Here is a 21,943-nt window from a genome sequence, read left to right on the forward strand (position 1 = left end):
GAGCTATCTTTCTGTACTATTATATTTTTTCGTTAACGATTGTAAAATGAAAAATATGCCGATGCAAGCTGTAAACCATGCCCAATTTCCTATTGGTGTCGAGTATTTGATCATTCCAATACCCACAAGCACTAAGAAAATAATCACCTGATATATGAGCTTCCACTTTTGCATATATTCCCTCCTTTACTTCGTCCCCTTCTTTTTCTTCTTCCAGGCATTCAAACTATCAAAGAAGAAGTTAATAAATAACGTTCCTAATCCTGCTAATAAAAACGTCATTAAGAATAAAACCCAAATACTTTTATCTTTTAATAAATAATATCCTACAAGGAGCACAACCGCGATCCATACATATTCAAGAATTCTTTTTAGCTTTTTCTGTTCCAAATTATTCGCTCCTTCTTTCTATGCTACTTTTAGTATAACAAAAAAGAAGCCTATCATGATAAGCTTCTTTTCTTCTCTCTTATTTGTTCATACTTTTTTCAACAAGTGAAATCGCATACTCTAATGTACGATTCATCGTTTCTACCTGTGCATCTTTTACTTGCACATCTTGTAATACAGCTTCTGCAACTGTAATTTTTTGTTGCAATGATTTCACTGAACCATCTGTTACATTTACAGCTTGCGCTTTCTTCACTACTGCTTTTGCAGATTCAATATTGATCTGTAATTTTTCTTTCGTTGTTTTTGGTTGTTCTTCTGCCACTTTTGATTGTACGAATGTTACATTAGCTGATTTTAATTCGGTATATGTTTGAATAATTTGTTCCCCAGTACTTCCTACATTTTCAAATGCTTGCTTTGCAATGTTATAGCTTTTCTCTAATTCTTGAAAGGCTTCCTTTGAATATTGACCTGGCTTATCACCAAATTCATACGTACTAACTAACACTTCTTTTACTTTTCCAAGCTCTTCAAATAACGCATTTACTTGCTCTAACTTCGTACGGTTAGAAAACTCATTGTATGATGCTAATACTTCTGAAGAACTTAAAGCTTTACTATATAATTTTGCTAACGCGATTTGTCCATTTAACGGAATACCACCATTTCCGTTACTATCAGGATCCGCTCCAAATGCAAATGGTACGTTCGGGTTATAAACTTTTCCTTGAGCTGGCTGACTATTTACTTTTTTACCATCTACGTAAATTGCCAATTCGCTTCCGTTATACGTTCCTGTTAAATGATACGTTTTGTTCGCTTCTAATTGAACACCAACACGTTTATAGCTACCTCCAATGTGAGCCCATAATTCAACATATCCACTTCCTGTAGACTCAAATCCAATTCCGCCGCTCTCTGTATTTTGCAAAATACCTTGTCCGCGAATTTCATTCATTGAAAATACAGTTTCTAATGTAAACGTATTTACTATTTTCTCTTTTTGTGCTGCTGAAAATGGAAGGTATCCAAATGTATTTGCTTTTCCGTTTAACTTCATAACATTCTTCTTCAATGCTTTATCATATTCAATAGTCACATTGCCCTTCACATCACCTTTTGTACCAAATGGTGAATTGTCTTTAAATGTACCATCTGCAAAGTTTACATCGAAAACATCAGCTTTTGGTACTTTCACATTCGGGTCAATATTATCTTTTTTCGTAGTAATTTCCGCAGTTAACGGCTGTGCGGTTTCATTGCCAAATGAATCAATCGCAACTACTTCAAGTGTATATGCTTTCCCGCCATCTAACCCTGCAAGCGTAAACGTAAGATCTTTCGGCACTGGATCACGATAAAACTCTGAGAATGCTAACAATTTATTTTTTATTTCACCCGTTTGCTTATCTCTAGCCTGCACACGGTAAGAGTGAACAAGGAGGTTGTCCAATGCTTGCGGGAATGTTACTGTTGCCGCATTTTCTGTTACATTTGATACAGCAAGCTTTGCATCTTTAGCAAAGTAAGGCTTTTCTTTATCACGATCTTCTACATGTGTAAATGTTTCTTTCTTTGCTGGTAATTTAATTTTCCAAGGCTCGCCTGTCCAAGAATTCGTATGGAAATCACGGCGATTAATCGTCACTTCTTCTTCATCTACTTCTACTAATAAACCTTGGCTTAACGTACTAGCTCCTGGCGGGATATTCCCTTGTACTTTACCACCTTCAACTTCCATATAACTTACTGAAGATGTACCAACTGATGTAAAGTCTTTTTGATGTATCGATCTCGGATCATCTAACGGATAATGTGAATGACCTGAAAACGTAATAACTTGTGGATATTCTTTTAACACTGCATTAATTTTTGCGCTATCTTGTGTTCCCCATTCCTGACTACCGTACACTGTATCTTTAATATGTTGATGTAAAAATACAAAAATCGGTTTTTCTGGATCATCTTTTTGTGCTTTTGCCATTTCTTCTTTTAACCAATTAATTTGCTTGTCCGAATAATAACCATGTGTTGTTCCATTCTCTGGAGACATAACAAGGAAGTGATAACCTTTTACCACCTTATGATAATAAATTGATTCCATACCTGTTTTTTCTAAGAAACGCTTCTGTGCACCCTCTACGGATAAACCGTTCCAATAATCATGGTTACCGAGAGAATTCATTCGCACTGCATCTTTATTTGCATTTTCATTATACACTTGCATGAAACGATCATATTGCTGCACTGATCCTGTATCTGTGAAATCACCTACAATAACAAACGCATCTTGCTTTGGTGCTAATGTATTAAACTGTTCAATCGCTCTTTTCCAGCGAAACGTATCATCCGTTCCACTATTTTTAATATGCACATCACTTACAACTGGAAAAACTATCTTCTTCTCACTTGATGCCTTTTCTTGCTTTTTCTCTTCCGCCTTGACTGATGTACTCCACGGAAATGATACGAATGCTAATACAAAAACCATTAATAATCCAATAAGGCCTTTTACTTTTCTTAAAGCATTTCTGTCCACGTGAATCCTCCTCATAATAATTGATTCATTACAAGGGCTATTTTATCTAATATATGTTAATGTCGTTTAAATAACAAATGAACTTTATTAGATTTTTGTAAATATACAGTTAATTAGAAATTAAGTCCAACATTCCTCGTACTATGGTATACAACCACCTTTTGTCTAAAAGAGTCTAATCATTCTTTTCCTATGACCATTTACATATAATCTTTTCTATAACACTAATGATAAGTTAAGGTTTAAGCCTATTAGACAATCTTAATTTTTAATATTTCCTTCTTTTTTTAACACATCGGCCATGCTTTTACATTTAATAGTAATAAAAGACAACTTAAAAGGAGGGGTTGTATTGAAGAACAAAAAAAATATTGGCTGTTTCGCTCCTTTATCTATCATTTATCCAGACCCTTGTCCACCGCCCCCTCCTCCAAATCCAAATTGTGAACGAGTAACAAATGAATTTGCAGGAAATTTCCTCATAACGAATAACACCATCCCCTCTGTCAAAGATGGATCACAATTAATGATACTGTGGCAAAGTGATGGGATACTACTTATATCAGGTACTGTCTCGGTTTACAATAGTACTAGCAGCACGGAAGCAATTATGATTCAAATTGTTGGAGCAGTAACTAATGTTTTCACTGTGTTTCCTGGTAATACAATATCTTACACAGGAAAAGACTTAGAGTCAGTCAGTATTATCAATATACAAAGTAACCCTTCACTATATTTAGAAGGTAAGTACTGTTGCGAATTTACATGTTGCTTATAGAATACCAATTTCATTGCTTTCTCAATAAAAAAGCATACCATTTACGGTATGCTTTTTTATGAAATCGGATAACGTACAGTAATACAAAACTCTCCTTGATTAACAGTTGTTCCTGTCGTAGTAATTCGAACAGTCGTAAAATATCGGACAGTGAAAGTACCACTACTTTGCGGTTGTACAGTAATTGTATCAATTACTGTAGCTCCAACTAAAAAATCAACTGTAATCGGGTTCGCACCTACATCATATTTCACGTAACCTGAACCATATACTTCTTGCGTGATATTATTTGTATATACAATTTGAGTACCAGCACCTGTAATAGACCAGTCTGTACATACTTGGTCTTGCACAAGTGTTTTATTAGAACAACAAGACAAACTGGAACTTCTCATTCCCATTTCGATCCTCTCCTATTCTGCTATGAAAGTGGATAACGTGTTGTAATACAAAATTCTCCCTGATACGTTCCAGCAGGTGTTGCAGGTAACACAACTTGTATACTATCAAAGCGACGATACGTAAAAGCAATACTCGTTCCTGGGTTTAATGTTTGTGTATCAATTGTACCCCCAGCAGAATCAAGCGCTTCTACAGTAATTGGGCCTGGTCCAACATCATATTTAACAAAACCAGTACCAACTACGTTTTGGTTAATATTATTTGTATAGAGAACATTATCAATTGCTGTTGCAACTACAGTAGCAGACCACGGACTACACACTTTATCTTGCACATAATTTTTATCTGGACAACAAGTTAATGCTGACCCTGAGCACTCACAAGACATAGTTGTTTCCCCTCTCTCTTTTATATTCCCTATATGTGTATGTCCCTCAGAGTCTTTTGCCTGTACTATTCATCTATTTTCAAAAAATATTCAAATGACTAGATAGATTCCGTTTTGTTTCTTTTCTTCATATATTTATAGACAAAGATACTAGCAACAATAAGAATAACGCCTCCTAATATCGGTAGCATATATTGTCCAACAACATCCGCTGCTTTTTCCCAATGCGGACCTAATTTCATTCCAAAATAAACATACAAAGTCGTTAACGGGAACATTGCTACAAATGTATATATACTAAATTTCCATATGTTCATTTTCGCCATACCACACGGAACAGAAATAAGCGTTCGAACCCCTGGTACAAAGCGTCCAACAAATGCTACAACTGGTCCATATTTCTCAAAGAAATCATCTGCTTTTTGAATTTGTTCTTCTTTAATAAAGAAGTATTTTCCGTATTTTATTAATAGCGGACGACCACCGTAATAACCGAGTGCATATAACGTTAAAGGTCCTGTCGTTCCACCAAGTGTCCCTGCTAATACAGCCAACCAAAAATTCATATCTCCCTCGTATACCCAATACCCAACCATAGGCAACACTACTTCTGCCGGAATAAATTCAAACGTTAATGCTAACACAACTCCAAAATAAGAAAACTGCTTTAAAAACTCGATTATATCTAAAATAATTTGCTCCATATTTTTAACTCCTATCCTACGTTTACGTTATGCTTTTCTTGTAATTGAACTGGCGCCATTTTTACAATTCGGTTCAAAATAAATAACACAACTCCAATATCATCTAAAATACCGATAAACGGTAGGAAGTCTGGAATTAAATCGAGCGGCATCGCTACATACCCAACTAAAAAAGCAACAGATAAAATTTTCTTCTTTATTGAAACCTCTTTTGAAGTAAAAAAGTCAAATAGGAATGGAACAAATCGGCGAACATGAAATACAACTCTTAATCTACTAATAAGTTTTTTCATTTTTATATCTCCTCTCTTTGTATACGAAAAGGACCCTACCAAATATGGTAAGGGTCCTCAAAAAGACAGAAAGGGGCCTTTACCATTGCTGGTAAAGGTCTCACTAACAACGAAACGTTGCCAATAAAGCCGAGGGTTTCTCCCTGTAATGACGACTTTATTGTAATAAGTTACTCCCCTTTATACACAATTTTATACACTCACATTAAAATATTTCAGAGGGCTTGTCAATATATTTTATATTCCAATCCCTTCCGTAAAAAACAAAAACGTATAGGAAATTTCTTACTATCTCATAATATACATAACCATTTTTGAACGAAAGGAGATGTTTCATTTGCATACCGTCTGGACAGGTGCACTTTCACTTGGACTATTAAATATAGGAATTAAACTATACAGTGCCGTAGAAGAAAACGATATAAAATTTTTAAGCCTCCATAAAGAATGTTTAACACCTATTAAATATAAAAAATTTGCTCCTGATTGTACGGATGAAGAAATTGATGATAACGATATTGTAAAAGCCTATGAATACGCACCTCATAAATATATTATTATGGATGAAAAAGAATTAGCTGAATTACAACAAGCTCATGAACCACGATCCATTCGTATTATATCTTTTGTCCAAAATAACGAAATTGATTCTGTTCTCTATGATCGCTCTTATTTTATAGGACCTACTCCAGGACATGAAAAATCGTATTTATTATTAAAAGAAGCTCTTGAACGTACAAATAAACTTGGGCTTATTCATATTTCTATTAGAAAAAAACAACATTTAGCTATTATCCGTAACTTTGAAGATGGACTAATGTTACAAACCATCCACTACCCTAATGAAATTCGCGCTATAACAAATACACCTAACTTACCAAGTAACGAAAATTATCCGATTCAAAAACAAGAACTCACAGCAGCAATCAATTTAATCCACCATCTTACAAATCCTTTTGAACAAGAGATGTATACAGATGAGTATAAAGAAGCCCTTACCGAACTAATCGAAAACAAAATTGAACAGCAGGAAAAAACCGAAACAATCTCTCCAGCTCCGAACATCATTAATATTATGGAGACATTACAGGCAAGCATTGAACAAGCAAAAATAAAAAGAGACAATAAAACAGAAAAAGAGGCCAAATAAAATTGACCTCTTTTTCTTTAAAGCGGATTACATTTCGGCATTTCAAGTCCAGACGATTGAGCTAGTTTTAATAAGTAGTAACATTCTTCTCTTGCCATATGATCTGCCATTCTAGCTGATAATGCACTTAATACTTCATGAGATAACTCGAGCTCTTCCACTTCATGTAAAAAATGCGAAAATAATTTCAATTCAAGTGAAACATCTTTCGTAAACTTCTTTAATGCAGGAAAATGATGCAGCTCTGTCCGTAAATACCCTGTCATTTCAACTGCCTTTAAGTAAAATTGTTCAAAATGCTTCGTAAATTCTTCGCTTTTCTCTTTCAATCTTTTTTCAACAAGATCTAATCCACCAGAAATAGAGCCTGCATGACCAGCCGCATCCGTTAACCAAACGAGATGATAATGTAATTCATGAAAAACAGGCGGAACTTCCCCTTTCTTCAAAAACTCTAAAACTGTTATATACTCTTCCACTTCGTTTACCATATGATTAATAAAAGTTGGCGTAAAATGAATAGTAATTTTCCCTTCCAGCTGTTTCTGTATAATATTTAATTTAAACGCCCGAATCTCCTTAGCGGCTTGTTCTGCCTCTTTTGAAAATGCCATCAGATTCACATTCCGAACTTTATTTAACAAATTCGTAAATGTTTCAACAAAGTAAGTAGCTTTTTTTATATCCTCTTTTTCCTTCGGAGCTAATGCATCCAGTAAAAATTGTGCATGATCAGTAAGTACCTTTAACCAAAATTGATGCTCAAACAACGCACTTTCTTCATAATTTCTCTCCACTAAATCCCCTCCGTCTATTCATCCTTCTCTATCACTTGAAGTTTATATCCATCCGGGTCTTGTACCACAATACTCTTCTCACTTTTGTTTTCTGTATATGCGATTTTATAAAATACTAACCTCTTCTTTACATTCCCTATGTTAGAAATTGAAAAGGTTAGAACATCAACTGAGTCCGTAACACTCTTCTCACGCCCGCCCAAACTGCGATTCATCACAAAACTAATTCTCGTTGAATCAGTATCATACCAAACCCCTGTAATATCTAATTGCGGCCTTTCTGAACTAGGTGTTATCCCTAAAATCCCTTCATAAAAATACAGAGTTTCCTTTAAGTTCTTTACTTCCAATACAATGAATTGTTTCACAGTCTCCACATTCATTCCCCCCGTACCTATTACTTTTTTATATGTGTCATAAATGCTCATTATGTCTGAATACAATACGTAGTAATGAACATGTAAGGAGGTTTATTCGTGAATAAATATATGAGATCATTCGTGCCCTATCATAGCCCTCTCGATCCTTGTCCTCCTATCGGAAAAAAATATTATTCTACTCCTCCTAATTTATTTTTAGGCTTTCAACCGCCAAACTTGCCGCAATTCACACCAAAAGAAGCACTACAAAAAGGGACTTTATGGCCTGTTTTTTATGACTATTATGAAAATCCTTATAAAAAAGGGCGGTGACTACTGACGTGAATCAATCGCTACCAGAAGAATACTATCAGCTTTTACTGGAGCTTCAAGAATTAGACTTTGTACTAGTTGAACTCACTCTTTATTTAGATACACATCCAGATGACACCGCTGCGATTAATCAATTTAATGATTTTTCCTATAAACGGAGAGTATTAAAACAAAAGATGGAAGAAAAATACGGACCACTCCAACAGTTTGGAAATAGCTATTCTAATGCCCCTTGGGAATGGAGCAAAGGTCCTTGGCCATGGCAAATATAAAGGAGAGAAACTATGTGGATTTATGAAAAGAAATTACAATACCCAGTTAAAGTGGGAACTTGCAATCCCGCACTTGCAAAATTATTAATCGAGCAATACGGTGGTGCAGATGGAGAATTAGCTGCTGCACTACGTTACTTAAATCAACGTTATACAATTCCTGATAAAGTCATTGGCCTACTTACTGATATTGGTACAGAAGAATTTGCTCACCTTGAAATGATTGCTACAATGGTTTATAAGCTGACGAAAGATGCGACCCCTGAACAAATGAAAGCTGCTGGTCTTGACCCTCATTACGCTGATCATGACAGTGCTCTTCATTACCATAACGCTGCTGGTGTTCCATTTACTGCAACCTATATACAGGCTAAAGGTGATCCAATTGCCGATCTATACGAGGATATTGCAGCTGAAGAAAAAGCACGCGCAACATATCAATGGCTCATTAACTTATCAGATGATCCAGATATAAATGACAGCCTACGCTTCTTACGTGAACGAGAAATTGTCCATTCACAACGTTTCCGAGAAGCAGTTGAAATTTTAAAAGAAGAACGCGATAAAAAAATATTTTTTTAAAACACGTATCCTAGCGATATGTGTTTTTTTATGTTAAAAGTTAAATCCTTCCTATTAAACATATAAATAGTATATTTATTCGATTTAATGCATTATTTTTTAATATTTTCAAAATTCCCTATTGCTTTCTAGTCATCAGACCTTTAAAATAATAACAGTTACTCGACAAATTATTTGAATTTTCGACAAAAACACTCATTAGGAGGATTTTCTTTATATGCATACAACTTTAAAACCAGCGCAAATACTTTCGATTAGTTTATTACTATTCGCAGTTTTCTTCGGTGCTGGTAATATGATTTTCCCGCCCCTTCTCGGTCTTTCTTCCGGAGAAAATATGTGGGTTTCCATTACAGGGTTTATTATTACAGACGTCGGTTTATCTTTACTTGCTATCGTTGCTGTTGCCCTTGCTGGTGGTAGTTTTAACACTTTAGCGAGCCGTGTTCATCCAAAATTCGCAGCAGTATTCGCTATCATTATTTATCTTTCAATCGGCCCACTATTTGTTATTCCACGAACTGGATCTGTATCTTATGAAATCGGGATTGCACCACTTTTCCCAGATCAATGGTATTCTATGTTAGTTTTTAGTGCGATTTTCTTTACAGTCGTTTACTTCTTATCATTAAATCCATCCAAGCTAGTAGATCATATCGGTAAAATATTAACGCCAATTTTACTTGTAATTATTGCAATTATGGCAACAAAAGCGATTCTTTCACCAGGGACGTTTGCAGAACCTATCGGTGACTATAAAGACATCCCGTTTTTCAAAGGATTTCTTGAAGGATTTTTAACGTTAGATGCAATTGGCGCTCTCGTACTATCAACAATTGTTGTAAATGCAATTCGTCAAAACGGTATACAAGAGAAGAAATCTATCGCGAAATATACAATCATTTGCGGAAGTATCGCTGCTCTATTCTTAACAATTGTTTACTTCTTACTCGGTTATATCGGAGCTTCAAACGGAAACTTAGGGCAATTCGAAAACGGTGGTCAACTATTAGCTACTGTTATGTATCAATTCTTTGGGACAAGCGGTAATATTTTATTAAGTATCGCCATTATCTTCGCTTGTTTAACAACGGCAATTGGCGTTGTAAGTGCATTTGCAAATTACTTCACAACAGTGCTAACAAATGTTTCATACAAAAAGCTTGTGCTATACGTTTGTATCTTTAGTTTCGTTATTTCAAACTTAGGATTAAGCTTATTAATTAAAATCACACTACCTGTATTAATTATTTTGTACCCAATTACAATCATTTTAATTTTCGTATCATTTATCGATAAATATACGAAACGTAAACCTTCTGTCTACATCGGAGCGATGATCGCAGCATTTATTATTAGCTGTATTCACGCACTTGATAATGTGGAAATGATACCAGATTTTATCGCTAATATCGTACACACCATTCCTTTTTATAACTTAGGAATTGGCTGGATCATTCCAGCAATAATCGGTGGTATAATTGGATACTTTATTCCGCAAACAGAAGCTGCAGGTGAAGTTTCTACAAAATAAAGAAAAGAAGCAAGCATGAAATCCATGCTTGCTTCTTCTTTCTCTTCACATCGTATGCTTAAAAGTAAATAACTCTTCTTTTGACTGCACAACAGATTGTTCCCCTTCTACAACATCCTTCTTTAGCTCTCCGCCTAACCTTACTTTCAACATCGCCTCTTCTATACTTTTCACAATCATATTTCCTGAAAAAATAGTAAGCCCAAAAAATGTAATTGGGACGAGAGGAATCCATGGATGCACTGTTAATGATCTAAAGTATACTCCAATTAAACCTGACCATTCATGCGTATAAGATTCCACCTCTTTTATAGGTCCACCAAACGTAACAGTCCCACCAAAGAACACTTCAAGTAATCCTAAGTGCAGTAAAATAGTAAGGCTCTGCGTAAACTGTTGAAGAAATACGAGTATAAAAGTCATATAGAGATGCGGAAAAAGATGTTTTATAACAATACGTCTTCTCGATCCGCCTAATATGCGCGCGGCATCAACAAATTCTTCCGTTCGCAATTTACGAACTTCCTTCGCAACATACAGTGCAATAACTGGCATTACAAGCAGTACAAGTAATACCACTTGAAACGAAGCCCTTTCAAAAAAGGTTGTTGTCTCCTCTCCGCTTCCAAATGCATTTGCAGATTGAAGAAAAAAATACGCAATCATAACTGTCGGAATAACTGTAAAACTATCAAAGAAAGCCTCAATTTTTGAAAATCCTCTTTTTATATACGTTCCGAGTACGACACCGAAAAACACACCTATTACCATTCTAAGTGCCGCAATTAAAATAGATATACCAATCGTCCACTTCGCGCCCTCAATGACTAAATGTAACAGGTCATACCCTTTCCGGTCTGTCCCGAGTAAAAATTGGAATGAAGGTGGAAACGGTGGCACTTGTGGATTTTCATCCGCATCATATTGCAATGTAACTTGTCTAATATGTCCATCATTCCATAACGTATTTCCGATGCTCAAAAGAACTAATAGGAGAAGAAACCCAATGCTTATCCAAAATCTTTTATCACGTTTTATATACGTCCACATATTATAATCTCTCCTTCATCGCAGCCGGAATGAGATAATGAAACAATTTAAATAAAATAAAAATCGGAATATATATAAGAAGCACACTAACGATGAAAACCTCAACTCTAATACCAAAATACGATTTCAAAAACATAAAAATACCACCCGTATTAAAAATCCATTCTATAATATATAAATTAGATAACATAAAAAAGATATTCGTTTTTGCAAAGAATAATGTACTAAGCAACACATTTCGTAAAATATGACGATTTAAAATATGAAAGCGCCCCAGCCCTTTCGCCTTAGCAAATAGTACATAATCTTTTTCTAGTTCATTTTCAAAACGAAGCACGACCATTTTTACAAACATAATCGTAGTCGGGATGCTCAAACACAATATTGGCAACCCCCTAATCGACTCGCCTCCAATTGAAGCAATTTGAAAAGGTAAAAAACCTGTTTGTTTAAAAAACCATACAACTAAAATTTGTGATACTAAAATAAGAAGAATATCTGGAATGGATTCTAGGAAGATAAGAAATGATTTAATTCGATGTTGTATACGCGGTGAACTACTCATAATTACATAAACGATACAAAATGCTACAAATAATGAAATAAAAAAAGCAGCCAAAAAAATAATAATCGTTTCTTTATAATGGACGAACAGCTGCGGAAATAAAAATTTACCTTTCACATATTGCAAATTGGAAATATCCATTAAGTTCACAAACACTTCTTTTAAACTCTGTATGTACTCTGATGCATGCAGCTCAAATCCATAAAATAATTTCGGCAGTGCTCCTAAACAAATAATCCCCAAAATCGAAATAATAAATTGAATCGTCACTTCCATCCCATTCAAAAATACCTTTTTGACCATTTTCGCCCTTCTCTCTCTATAATTTACCTCTTAATTTTATTCTTAATTTTCTGAATTGTAAATATTTTAAAGGCAAAAAATCACTAGGCTATGATCCTAGTGATTCTTTATGCGCATGCCTTTCTCTTTTCGCAAACGGCATATACAAAATGAAACATCCAATAAGCGCAGCTATTTCTAATGAAATAATATAGTAAGGATGCGGCCCTAACATATCGAGTAATGAAGCTGTTTCTGGCTTATGAGCTAAAAACATATAATTACCACCTGTTTTGTAATTCACAAACGAAACAAGCGGAATCAATATGTTTAAAAATATCATCGTACGCTTAATAGATTGCAAGGTCGGTCTATAGCCTTCCACCCAAGTCATAAAGAGTGGTGCCCAAATAAGCAATACATGCGCGATAAAATATTCAATGAAACGAAAATGCGGAAAAGCATATTGCAAATTTGGTGTTAAAATGGCTTGTGATGCACCAATAACTCCCGTAAAAAATACAATCTCATATATTCGATAACTTTTCGTTACAATCATAATCGACGCTAACAACAAACTAATTGTACATAACTCAAACGGTAATGAAGTAGCTAGCTCAAAAATCCCCGCTTTCCACTCCCACATATGAAGCCCAATTTCACTACCTATAAATAAAAATGCAATCGCATATCGAACCGTTATATTCCACTCATTTTGACGTAATAAATCTTGGTATTGATACAGAAAAAATATCCCCACCAACATAATAAATAATATAATGGCATGTTGCCTTGAGTATGGAATAAACGGTTTTAATGGATGCGCACTAAAATAAGCTTCCATCTTCCTTCCTCCTCTCCTTCATACAATATTATTGTAAGAAAGAAACAACGAGTCAATTCATTTGCTTACAATAGGACAACCTCCACCTTACATTTACATATTCATACCTTACAAAACTGTAAGGTTATTGTAAGCTAAAACGATTTGTCAGATTCTTCACCTCTTCTATACTTAATGTAGATACTAAAACGAACGAAAAGGTGATAAATAGATGAAGAAGAAAAATAAAGTGTTAATTACTAGTGTAGTAGCAATCGGAATTGCAGCTGGATCATACTTTGCATTTGCTGGGGGCGGTTCCGAAGTAGCAATGGCATATAGCGGATATAAAGTAACTGAAAAACAAATCCAAAACGCGCAAAAATTTGGTGGCGAAGTTATTCCAAATGGAATTGAAACTATTTCATTCGATCCAACAAAAGGAACATATGAATTAGCTGTAAAAAAAGGCGATGAAGTGAAAAAAGGTCAGCTTCTATTTAAATACAATGACCCGACTGCTAAACAAGGTGTAACAGAAGCAGAAATGCAAAAGAAAATCGCCCAAAAAGAAGTAACGTTGTTCCAAAAACAAATTGATGCGGCGAAACAAAAATTACAAAAAGATAAAAATGCAGGCCTTCCTGCTGAAGCATTAAAAGCATCAGAAGCTGAAGTTGGGCAATTAGAATCACAACTTGAAATGAAAAAGTTTGAAGTTGAAAAAGCTGATGAAATGATTAAAGCAGCAAAAGAGAAAGTAAACACTCTTTCTGTAACAAGTCCTGCTGATGGCGTAATTGATGATATCGTGAAAACTGCTGACGAAAAAACAGGTATGAGCGGGGTTACTCTTCGTCACGCTGGTCAATTTAAGGTAAAAGGTCAACTTTCTGAATATGAGCTTGCTAGTATGAAAGTTGGGCAAGAAGTAACTGTTTCATCAAAAACTGTCGCTGGTAAGACTTGGACAGGAAAAGTAACAGAAATCGGTTCTACACCATTAAAGAGCATGGATGAAAATAAAACGGTTTCTAACTATCAATTCACTGTCACATTAGATAATAGTGACGAATTACAAAACGGCTTCCACGTTTACGTAACAAGTAAATCTGGCGAAGCAACTGGTACAATTGTTCCGAAAAGCAGTATCGTGAAAAAAGGTGATAAAAATGTTGTCTTCGTTGTAAAAGACGGTAAGGCGAAAGAACAAGCAGTTACTGTTGAATTCGAGACTGATAGCGAAGCAAAAGTTTCTGGAGTGAAAAAAGGAGAGGAAATTATCTCTAAACCTGAAAAAGACTTAAAAGATGGTATGGAGGTTGTCGCCCAGTGATTAACTTAAAAGGCATCACGAAATCCTTCCAAAATGGTGCAGAATCCGTTCAAATATTACACGGAATTGACGTAACACTGAACCAAGGAGAATTCACTTCTATTATGGGACCTTCTGGTTCTGGTAAATCAACATTAATGAACATTATCGGTTGCTTAGATAAACCGACGACAGGTACGTACGAACTAGCCGGTCAAAATATTTCAAACATGACTGAAACAGAACTTGCACACGTACGTAATAAAGAGATCGGATTCGTATTCCAAAACTTCATGTTATTACCGAGACTTACAGCGCTTCAAAATGTAGAACTACCTCTTATTTACGCTGGAGTCGATAAAAAAGAAAGACGCGAGCGCTCATTAGCTGCTTTAACAAAAGTCGGTTTAGCTGATCGCGCTACTCACTTACCGAACGAATTATCAGGTGGACAAAAGCAGCGTGTCGCTGTTGCACGTGCAATCGTAAATAACCCAAAGTTCATTTTAGCCGATGAACCGACGGGGGCACTTGATACGAAAACGAGTACACAAATTATGGACCTCTTTTACGAATTAAATAAACAAGGCTCAACAATTATTATGATTACCCATGACCGTGAAATCGGGGAAGCTGCAGCACGTCAAATTGTAATTCGTGACGGAAATATCGTCCAAGATTGGAGAGGTTAATTTTGAATACGAGTGAAAATATACGCATGGCCCTTTCCTCTATCTTTGCTCATAAAATGCGTTCTATTTTAACGATGTTAGGTATTATTATCGGTATTAGTGCCATTATTACTATCATTTCAATGGGTGATGGTACAAACGCAAAGTTTAAAAAAGAATTAGGCCAAGGAAAAGATAACGAAGTAACGATTTACTACAACAATCCTGATTACGGAACAGATAGTGCCAAAATCACACCTGATATGCTAAACCGTCTGCAAACTGTACCAGGCGTTAAAGATGTGTATCCAGACGTAAGTATGAAAGTAAAAGCATCTGCTGGTTCAAAAGATGTAAATCTTGATTTAAAAGGTGGAACAGGCGCCTTTATGACAGATTCGAAAATAAAATTAGTTCACGGTCGTGAATTAAATGACAGTGAACTAAACCAAGCAATCCCTGCTGTTATATTAAATGAAGAAGCTTTCAACAAATTATTTAGTAGTGGTTGGGAATCAAATCAATACACAGATATAAAAGGAAAGCCGTATAAAATAGTTGGTGTATACGAAACGAAAAACGACTTTGGAATGCCTATGCCTGAAGGTTATACATCACTTGAAAATGCGCCTGTCATTTCAGGAGTAAATGAGTATGACTCTGTAAGATTAACAATGACCTCTCCGACAGAACGTAAAAGTGTAGAAAAACAAGCCGTTTCTGTCTTAAACGAAATGAAAGCTCCTAAATTTGAGCACAAATTCGAACCACAAGACTTAGGTGAATTTACGAAACAACTAGACGAATCAATCGGTATGATGAAAATGGTATTTGGTGGTATTGCTGCTATCTCCTTACTTGTTGGTGGTATCGGTGTAATGAACATTATGCTCGTATCTGTAACAGAACGTACACGTGAGATTGGTATTCGTAAAGCACTTGGTGCAACACGTGGTAAAGTATTAACACAATTCTTAATCGAATCTTGTATTTTAACAGGACTTGGTGGTTTCATCGGATTCATGCTCGGTATTTTCTTCGCTTGGATCGTCTCAATCTTTGCTGGATGGCCACTCGTTGTCTCAAAAGAACTTGGACTTCTTGCAGTAGGTATCTCCATGTTAATCGGTATTATATTCGGTTTACTACCAGCTAACAAAGCTGCCAAACTGGATCCAATTGAATGTTTACGATATGAATAAACAAAAACGTAGGAGTTTACACTCCTACGTTTTTTATTTATCTACTAAATTGAGTTTCTTCTATTATATATGTTCCACGTTACAACTATCATTCTAATACTCTTCATTATTTATAGGTACTAAGGCTATTATCTAATTCTATTATTGCAAAAATACTATGTAACAGACGAAAATCAAGGCGTAATTTTTTCCATACTTCGACTGATTTTGTAACAATTATACCGATATTTTATTAAATTTCACCTCATTTATATATTTTCACGCCTAAAAAGATTATCGTTTTATAACTAATTTTCCATTCAAACAGTAAAATATGCTACTTCCGTAACGCTATAGATATCACTTAGAAATATTACTGTAATATTATTAACGTTACAGTAATTGAAATACTACTCCTTTTGTGTTTCATATGCCCTGATACGCCAAAAAACAACAAGGAAGCGCTATCAGGATATTTATAGAATTGTTACAGAATATTAATGCCCCGTTACGAAAGCTTTGTAATTTTATGTTTTTCGCAAATAAGAAAATAATGGTTGCTATAATGAGGTCAACGAAAACAAATGCAATGGAGGCTATTATGAAAAAATTTATGGGTATAGCAACAGCAGCGGTTTTTGGTCTTGGGATTTTCACAACATCTGCTAAAGCAGAAACAATCGTAACGACTGACGTACTAAACGTACGAGAAAACCCAACTACTGAATCAAAAGTTGTAGGAAAATTATTAGATGGATATAAAGTAAATGTTTTACATACAGAAAATGGTTGGTCAAAAGTTCAATTGAATAGCGGTAAAGAAGCTTTCATAAGCGCTGACTATACAAAAGACACTTACTACGTAACAGCAAACGTATTAAACGTACGTGCTGGAGCAAACACAGACTCAGAGATTCTTGGTAAGTTGAAAAAAGATGATATAATTGAAACAACACACCAAGTACAAAATGATTGGATTCAATTTGAATATAACGGAAAAACAGCTTATGTTCATGTTCCTTACTTAACAGGTAAAGCACCAGTTAAAGTTCAACCATTAGCTAAAGTTGAAAAAACGACTACAGTTCAAGATACAGCTAAAGTTCGTGAAGCTGCTAAAGCTCAGGAAGTAGCTGAAACTCAAGCAAAAGCTAAAGCTCAAGAAGCAACTAAAGCTCGCGAAGCAGCTGAAGCTCAAGCAGAAGTTAAAGCTCAAGAAGCAGCTAAAGCTCAGGCAGATGCTGAAGCTCAAGCAGAAGTTAAAGCTCAAGAGGCGGCTAAAGCTCGTGAAGCAGCTAAAGCTCAAGCAGATGCTGAAGCTCAAGCAGCGGCTAAGGCTCAAGAAGCAGCCAAAGCTCGTGAAGCGGCTAAGGCTCAAGAAGCAGCTGAAGCTCGTGAAGCTGCTAAAGCTCAAGAAGCAGCTAAAGCTCGTGAAGCTGCTAAAGCTCAAAAACCAGCTACACAACAACCTGTTGCAAAAGAAACTGAAACAAGTGCACCATCATCTTCTCGTGAGTTACGTGTTGTAGCAACAGCTTACACAGCAGATCCACTTGAAAATGGTTATAAAGCAGGCGACCAAGTAAAATCAGCTTTAGGTCATAACTTAACAGCTAATCCAAACATGAAACTTATTGCAGTTGATCCAAGTGTAATTCCATTAGGTTCAAAAGTATGGGTTGAAGGTTACGGAGTAGCAATCGCTGGTGATACTGGTGGAGCTATTAAAGGTAATAAAATCGACGTTTTAATGCCAGATAAAGGTACATCAAGTAGCTGGGGACGTAAAACAGTTACAGTTAAAGTATTAAACTAGTTAGTAAAAAAGAGTCAGTCTCATCGTTGAGGCTGGCTCTTTTTTTATGATTCTTACATTCTTTCTTTCTCTTGAAAGTAAGTAATATTGTCTCGAAGCCACTTCCTCTCCGACACAAACAAGTTTCCACGTTTTTTATACACTTTATCAAATATCTTTAAAACTTCTTCATGATTAGCAAACTTATGTAAGAAACGAAGAGCAATGATAATCTCTGCTTCATTTTTCCGTCTTCTAGCAACAATTTTATTCACACGTTCGCAAATTGGTCTCATTGCCATTTCGTCGCCATACGTATAAATAGCTCGAACAGCTTCATATTTCACCATCACATTTCTATCCTGTAAAGCTTCAATATAAACTATTTGTAAGTCCGATCCCCCTATTTTTGCTAACACCTCAATAACAGTTGAACGAACATAGGCACTATTACTATATAAAAGCTTTGTTAACGGCAGAATCGATTGATTTGTTCCAATCTCAAGCAAGGTATAACAAATATTTGTAATCTCATCTTTATTTTCTTGAGTATCCAGCAACTTTAGTAAAGCACTCTCCGCTTCTAATGATTTACATAACTTTAAGGAAGAAACTGCCCAAAAACGAACACTATCGTTTTTATGGTAAATATACGGAATAATTTTATTTGTATCACTTACTTCTGGCAGTGTATAAATATTACTAAGCAGTTCACTTAACAAAGTCGGGTTTTGTTCACATTCCAAACAATCTATAAGATAATCAGCAATACTGATCTCTTTCGTATTAATAGCAAGTTTCGTCATTACATAATACATATCTTTCTTCATTGCTATTTTTTTTGCTTTGGTTACCTTCTGCTGTAAATAAGGAAACGTTAATAGGTCATCTAGCTCTTTTGCTTCATCATAAGCACGATGCCTAACCTCTGTATCTTCATCAGCCATCCGCCTTAATAAACCATCTATATACTCTTCCATCTCCTTCGCTCCCGTCAAAATCAAATCTATCTCTTTGCATTCTATATACGATAGACTACTATATCAACAGAAAAAAGAGAATGCCACAGCATCCTCTCCTTCTCTTCCCTATTCCACACAAGTAAACTGCGTCCAAGCTCCTACATAATCTAGTAAGAATAACTCCTCTTCCGCAATTGTACCGACGATATTTTTCCGTTCATCTATCGGCATTTCTTTCAGAATGATTTGCAGTTCACCTTTATACTTACCAAATGAATTGTTTCCAATTACAACTTGCCCTCTTTCCTGCAGCACACTTTCGCGCACTGGGAAGTCATAGTCTTTGTACTTTTTACGCACTTCTGTAGAACGTACCATATATTCTGTTATGTCACCGCGCCTTACATGTAATTCTTGCAGCGTGGCTCTCTTTTCTACTTCAGTCGCTTCGTCTACAAAGTGTACCTTTAGCTGTAACATGTAGCGATTTAAGTTTCCTAGTTTCTCTAACTCTTCCTCACTCGCATAAGCATTTCCGATAATGACATCATCGATTAGCCCTGTTGCCCATAAATGCTTCGCTTGTACTTCAATTGGTAAATTACGATGCTCTTCTAACGTACATAATCCGTCGTTAATATCCCATGGACCGATGTTTGCGGCATGTGATGTAATAAAAGCTGCACTGCGAATACCATGCTTTTTAAAGCGTTCACTACAGCGAATGAAATAATCGTACGGAAGACCAGTGAATTTTTGCGGATAAAAATTATGGCAACCAATTAAAGCTGATTTATTCGCTTGATGCGAAAGAATATTTTCTAAGTACGCAATATCGTTACTTACATTTAACTCAATTTTTAAACCGTACGGATTATTCGTCATTTTCGCTTCAGTTAACCCGTCGAAGCCTACATCTAAACGAATACCGTCTGCGCCTAACTCCGCGAAGAATGATAAATCGCTATAACTAATACCAAGCTGATCAAACACAGCCGGAGCTACATCTAAAATAACTTCCATATTGTTATCTTTTGCGTGATTGATAATCTCTTTAAATTCAGCTACAATTTCTTCTTTCGGACGATTCACAGATAACAAACAAGTAAATATTCTTGAAAAACCGTGTCGTGCCGCTGCGGAAATATAAGCCATATCTTTTTCTTTCGTTGAATGTTCTGGGTAAAGTGAAATTCCTAATTTACGCTCCATGCTTTTGCATCTCCTTCACACGTTGTATTAATGCCATGCTCGTAAATCTATATTTTGCAGATAAACACGTTGCACATAAAATTGTCGGTACAATAATTACGTACGGTGATTGCAATCCTAACATTACATATGCACCCATTGAACAACCGATAAATAAAACTGATACTAATAGTAACACTAATAAAGATTTACTTTGTACCCATTTCGAATAATGGGCAATACACTGTCCGACCACGAATGTAATTAAGATGATAATTGCTCCGAGCATTCTGTTTTCTCCTCTCCTGCTAATTGTTGTTTCTCATACATTTTGAAGAATGGATAGTAAATAACGAACGAGATAACAAAGTTAACAAGTACAAGTACACCAGCCATAATTGTCCAGTCCGTACTAATCACCGCTGCAATTGGTGCTAACATCGTAAATGGCAGTTTCGCCATCATAAGTGGAATCATACCTGAAACAACTGCGAAATATGATACTGTCGTTGTCACTAACGGTGTAATAACGAACGGAATAATTAAGATTGGGTTCATTACAATTGGTGCACCGAAAATAATTGGTTCGTTAATATTGAATAAGCCTGGCACGAATGATAATCTACCTAACTCTTTTAAGAACTTAGATTTAGAGAACATAAACATAATAACTAAAGCTAACGTTGAGCCTGATCCGCCAATCCATACGAACCATTGAATGAACTGCTCTGTAAATAAGTTTGGTAACTGATGTGCATTTCCTGTAGCCGTGAATACTTCCATATTTTCAAGAATTGCTGAATCCCACATCGGACGAATAATTGGTCCTAAAATCGCTGGTCCATGTATACCGAATGACCAGAAAAACACGATTAAGAATACTGTTAATAAACCACCGAATAAATTATTTCCTACTAATACTGATTTTAATGGTGCGATTAAATATGTAATTGTTGTATTTACATCGAATTTCAAACCGTAGCGAATGCCCCAGAATAAAAGAATAACTGCTAATGTTGGAATTAATGCTGCAAACGAATTTGAAACTGCTGGTGGTACACTATCTGGTAATTTAATCGAGATATTATGCTTAATCATAAAATGATAAATTTCTACTGCAATTAATGCTGTAACAATTGCGCCAAATAAAGACGTTGCACTTAATGTTCCTACTGAAATATATCTACCTGCATCAATAACACCTGGTACAGCTTTCGTAATTTGAATTGGTTCAACTGATGCTAGTAAAAAGGCGAGTACAGATAATAACCCTGCACTTAACTGATTGAGCTGATAAAAGTTCGCGAGCGAAGCCCCTACACCAAACGCTGCGTATAATGCCATTAGTCCTACTGTAAATCGAAATGGAATATCTAAAATATGGCGAAACGGTGCAATCCATTCCATATATGCATCAATTGGTAAATTTAAAAAGATAACGAAAAATGATCCGACGATCGTTAACGGTAATGTAGAAATAACCCCGTTTCGAATTGCTAATAAATGTCGTTGTCCTGCAATCTTTTGCGTTGTTGGCATAATCTTTTGTTCCATAAAACTCATAAACCCATTCATCAATAGCCC

At 35.6% G+C, this 21,943-nt stretch carries 26 protein-coding genes; 10 read left to right on the forward strand and 16 right to left on the reverse strand.

Translation table 11 applies throughout. The annotated features are described in order from the left end of the window. Positions 1–3: 3 nt before the first annotated feature. The 3 genes from ACTFR8_RS19400 to ACTFR8_RS19410 form a co-directional block, all read right to left on the reverse strand. Positions 4–174, reverse strand: a complete 171-nt coding sequence (locus ACTFR8_RS19400) for a hypothetical protein (protein ID WP_001174850.1) — start codon at positions 172–174, stop codon at positions 4–6. A gap of 12 nt (positions 175–186) precedes the next feature. Then, entirely contained in the window at positions 187–390 is a 204-nt protein-coding gene (locus tag ACTFR8_RS19405; protein WP_000435800.1) for a hypothetical protein, read from the reverse strand. A 79-nt stretch (positions 391–469) separates the two neighbouring features. Continuing rightward, positions 470–2,932, reverse strand: a complete 2,463-nt coding sequence (locus ACTFR8_RS19410; protein ID WP_200462228.1) for a LamG-like jellyroll fold domain-containing protein — start codon at positions 2,930–2,932, stop codon at positions 470–472. 352 nt (positions 2,933–3,284) lie between these two features. Between ACTFR8_RS19410 and ACTFR8_RS19415 the strand changes: the two genes are divergently transcribed. Beyond that, positions 3,285–3,710, forward strand: a complete 426-nt coding sequence (locus tag ACTFR8_RS19415) for an S-Ena type endospore appendage (RefSeq protein WP_000791330.1) — start codon at positions 3,285–3,287, stop codon at positions 3,708–3,710. Positions 3,711–3,766: 56 nt separating this feature from the next. Here ACTFR8_RS19415 and ACTFR8_RS19420 read toward each other — a convergent pair whose 3' ends face one another. The 4 genes from ACTFR8_RS19420 to ACTFR8_RS19435 all read right to left on the reverse strand — a co-directional run bounded on the left by ACTFR8_RS19420 (position 3,767) and on the right by ACTFR8_RS19435 (position 5,497). Continuing rightward, complete coding sequence (locus ACTFR8_RS19420; RefSeq protein ID WP_000525814.1) at positions 3,767–4,111, reverse strand: DUF3992 domain-containing protein; 345 nt, start codon at positions 4,109–4,111, stop codon at positions 3,767–3,769. Positions 4,112–4,131: 20 nt separating this feature from the next. Beyond that, complete coding sequence (locus ACTFR8_RS19425; protein ID WP_001277540.1) at positions 4,132–4,500, reverse strand: DUF3992 domain-containing protein; 369 nt, start codon at positions 4,498–4,500, stop codon at positions 4,132–4,134. Positions 4,501–4,598: 98 nt separating this feature from the next. Beyond that, the gene (locus ACTFR8_RS19430) at positions 4,599–5,204 is read right to left on the reverse strand and encodes a DedA family protein (protein ID WP_000435017.1); all 606 of its coding nucleotides are present in this window, start codon (positions 5,202–5,204) and stop codon (positions 4,599–4,601) included. An 11-nt stretch (positions 5,205–5,215) separates the two neighbouring features. Beyond that, complete coding sequence (locus ACTFR8_RS19435; protein WP_000733854.1) at positions 5,216–5,497, reverse strand: YkvA family protein; 282 nt, start codon at positions 5,495–5,497, stop codon at positions 5,216–5,218. A gap of 337 nt (positions 5,498–5,834) precedes the next feature. Between ACTFR8_RS19435 and ku the strand changes: the two genes are divergently transcribed. Next, positions 5,835–6,647, forward strand: a complete 813-nt coding sequence (gene ku / locus ACTFR8_RS19440; RefSeq protein ID WP_252209813.1) for a non-homologous end joining protein Ku — start codon at positions 5,835–5,837, stop codon at positions 6,645–6,647. A gap of 17 nt (positions 6,648–6,664) precedes the next feature. Here ku and ACTFR8_RS19445 read toward each other — a convergent pair whose 3' ends face one another. Continuing rightward, a complete protein-coding gene (locus ACTFR8_RS19445) occupies positions 6,665–7,444 on the reverse strand; it encodes a DUF2935 domain-containing protein (protein WP_000440975.1) in 780 nt (259 codons plus the stop codon). Positions 7,445–7,458: 14 nt separating this feature from the next. After that, positions 7,459–7,872 carry a VOC family protein gene (locus ACTFR8_RS19450; RefSeq protein WP_001986206.1) on the reverse strand — a complete coding sequence of 138 codons (414 nt, stop codon included), beginning with the start codon at positions 7,870–7,872 and terminating at the stop codon, positions 7,459–7,461. Positions 7,873–7,920: 48 nt separating this feature from the next. Here ACTFR8_RS19450 and ACTFR8_RS19455 point away from each other — a divergent pair, with 48 nt between their 5' ends. The 4 genes from ACTFR8_RS19455 (at position 7,921) to brnQ2 (ending at position 10,524) form a co-directional block, all read left to right on the forward strand. Continuing rightward, positions 7,921–8,136 carry a spore coat associated protein CotJA gene (locus ACTFR8_RS19455; RefSeq protein ID WP_001046257.1) on the forward strand — a complete coding sequence of 72 codons (216 nt, stop codon included), beginning with the start codon at positions 7,921–7,923 and terminating at the stop codon, positions 8,134–8,136. An 8-nt stretch (positions 8,137–8,144) separates the two neighbouring features. Further along, positions 8,145–8,408, forward strand: a complete 264-nt coding sequence (locus ACTFR8_RS19460; RefSeq protein WP_001076510.1) for a spore coat protein CotJB — start codon at positions 8,145–8,147, stop codon at positions 8,406–8,408. Positions 8,409–8,420: 12 nt separating this feature from the next. After that, positions 8,421–8,990 (forward strand): spore coat protein CotJC, encoded by a 570-nt coding sequence (gene cotJC / locus ACTFR8_RS19465; protein WP_000265273.1) that lies wholly within the window; start codon positions 8,421–8,423, stop codon positions 8,988–8,990. A 217-nt stretch (positions 8,991–9,207) separates the two neighbouring features. After that, positions 9,208–10,524 carry a branched-chain amino acid transport system II carrier protein BrnQ2 gene (brnQ2, locus tag ACTFR8_RS19470; protein ID WP_000557552.1) on the forward strand — a complete coding sequence of 439 codons (1,317 nt, stop codon included), beginning with the start codon at positions 9,208–9,210 and terminating at the stop codon, positions 10,522–10,524. A gap of 45 nt (positions 10,525–10,569) precedes the next feature. Here brnQ2 and ACTFR8_RS19475 read toward each other — a convergent pair whose 3' ends face one another. The 3 genes from ACTFR8_RS19475 to ACTFR8_RS19485 all read right to left on the reverse strand — a co-directional run bounded on the left by ACTFR8_RS19475 (position 10,570) and on the right by ACTFR8_RS19485 (position 13,265). Further along, on the reverse strand, positions 10,570–11,574 hold the full coding sequence (locus ACTFR8_RS19475) for an ABC transporter permease (protein ID WP_252209812.1): 1,005 nt from the start codon (positions 11,572–11,574) through the stop codon (positions 10,570–10,572). A gap of 1 nt (position 11,575) precedes the next feature. Further along, positions 11,576–12,442 (reverse strand): ABC transporter permease subunit, encoded by an 867-nt coding sequence (locus tag ACTFR8_RS19480; RefSeq protein WP_252209811.1) that lies wholly within the window; start codon positions 12,440–12,442, stop codon positions 11,576–11,578. Positions 12,443–12,530: 88 nt separating this feature from the next. Next, positions 12,531–13,265: a YwaF family protein gene (locus ACTFR8_RS19485; protein ID WP_000388681.1), complete on the reverse strand. Its 735-nt coding sequence runs from the start codon at positions 13,263–13,265 to the stop codon at positions 12,531–12,533. Positions 13,266–13,476: 211 nt separating this feature from the next. Between ACTFR8_RS19485 and ACTFR8_RS19490 the strand changes: the two genes are divergently transcribed. From ACTFR8_RS19490 to entC, 4 genes are all read left to right on the forward strand, one after another. After that, positions 13,477–14,580 carry an efflux RND transporter periplasmic adaptor subunit gene (locus tag ACTFR8_RS19490; protein WP_000728830.1) on the forward strand — a complete coding sequence of 368 codons (1,104 nt, stop codon included), beginning with the start codon at positions 13,477–13,479 and terminating at the stop codon, positions 14,578–14,580. Next, complete coding sequence (locus tag ACTFR8_RS19495) at positions 14,577–15,251, forward strand: ABC transporter ATP-binding protein (protein WP_000609104.1); 675 nt, start codon at positions 14,577–14,579, stop codon at positions 15,249–15,251. The genes ACTFR8_RS19490 and ACTFR8_RS19495 overlap by 4 nt, the downstream gene beginning before the upstream one ends. Before the next feature lie 26 nt (positions 15,252–15,277). Beyond that, positions 15,278–16,432, forward strand: a complete 1,155-nt coding sequence (locus tag ACTFR8_RS19500) for an ABC transporter permease (protein WP_432759777.1) — start codon at positions 15,278–15,280, stop codon at positions 16,430–16,432. A gap of 457 nt (positions 16,433–16,889) precedes the next feature. Continuing rightward, positions 16,890–18,227 (forward strand): cell wall-binding protein EntC, encoded by a 1,338-nt coding sequence (gene entC, locus ACTFR8_RS19505; protein WP_252210023.1) that lies wholly within the window; start codon positions 16,890–16,892, stop codon positions 18,225–18,227. Between the two features lie 53 nt (positions 18,228–18,280). Here the strand turns inward: entC and ACTFR8_RS19510 are convergent, their stop codons facing one another. From ACTFR8_RS19510 to ACTFR8_RS19525, 4 genes are all read right to left on the reverse strand, one after another. Then, positions 18,281–19,186 (reverse strand): HEAT repeat domain-containing protein, encoded by a 906-nt coding sequence (locus ACTFR8_RS19510; protein ID WP_252209809.1) that lies wholly within the window; start codon positions 19,184–19,186, stop codon positions 18,281–18,283. 108 nt (positions 19,187–19,294) lie between these two features. Continuing rightward, positions 19,295–20,380, reverse strand: coding sequence for a DUF871 domain-containing protein (locus tag ACTFR8_RS19515; protein WP_044584158.1), 1,086 nt, complete (start codon positions 20,378–20,380; stop codon positions 19,295–19,297). After that, positions 20,370–20,648: a hypothetical protein gene (locus ACTFR8_RS19520; protein ID WP_000900048.1), complete on the reverse strand. Its 279-nt coding sequence runs from the start codon at positions 20,646–20,648 to the stop codon at positions 20,370–20,372. The genes ACTFR8_RS19515 and ACTFR8_RS19520 overlap by 11 nt, the downstream gene beginning before the upstream one ends. Then, positions 20,624–21,934 (reverse strand): PTS sugar transporter subunit IIC, encoded by a 1,311-nt coding sequence (locus ACTFR8_RS19525; RefSeq protein WP_001013053.1) that lies wholly within the window; start codon positions 21,932–21,934, stop codon positions 20,624–20,626. Before ACTFR8_RS19525 ends, ACTFR8_RS19520 begins: the two co-directional genes overlap by 25 nt. Between the last annotated feature and the right edge of the window lie 9 nt (positions 21,935–21,943).

Origin of the sequence: Bacillus cereus group sp. MYBK15-3, from assembly GCF_051916765.1 — a bacterium.
Classification (GTDB): domain Bacteria; phylum Bacillota; class Bacilli; order Bacillales; family Bacillaceae_G; genus Bacillus_A; species Bacillus_A cereus.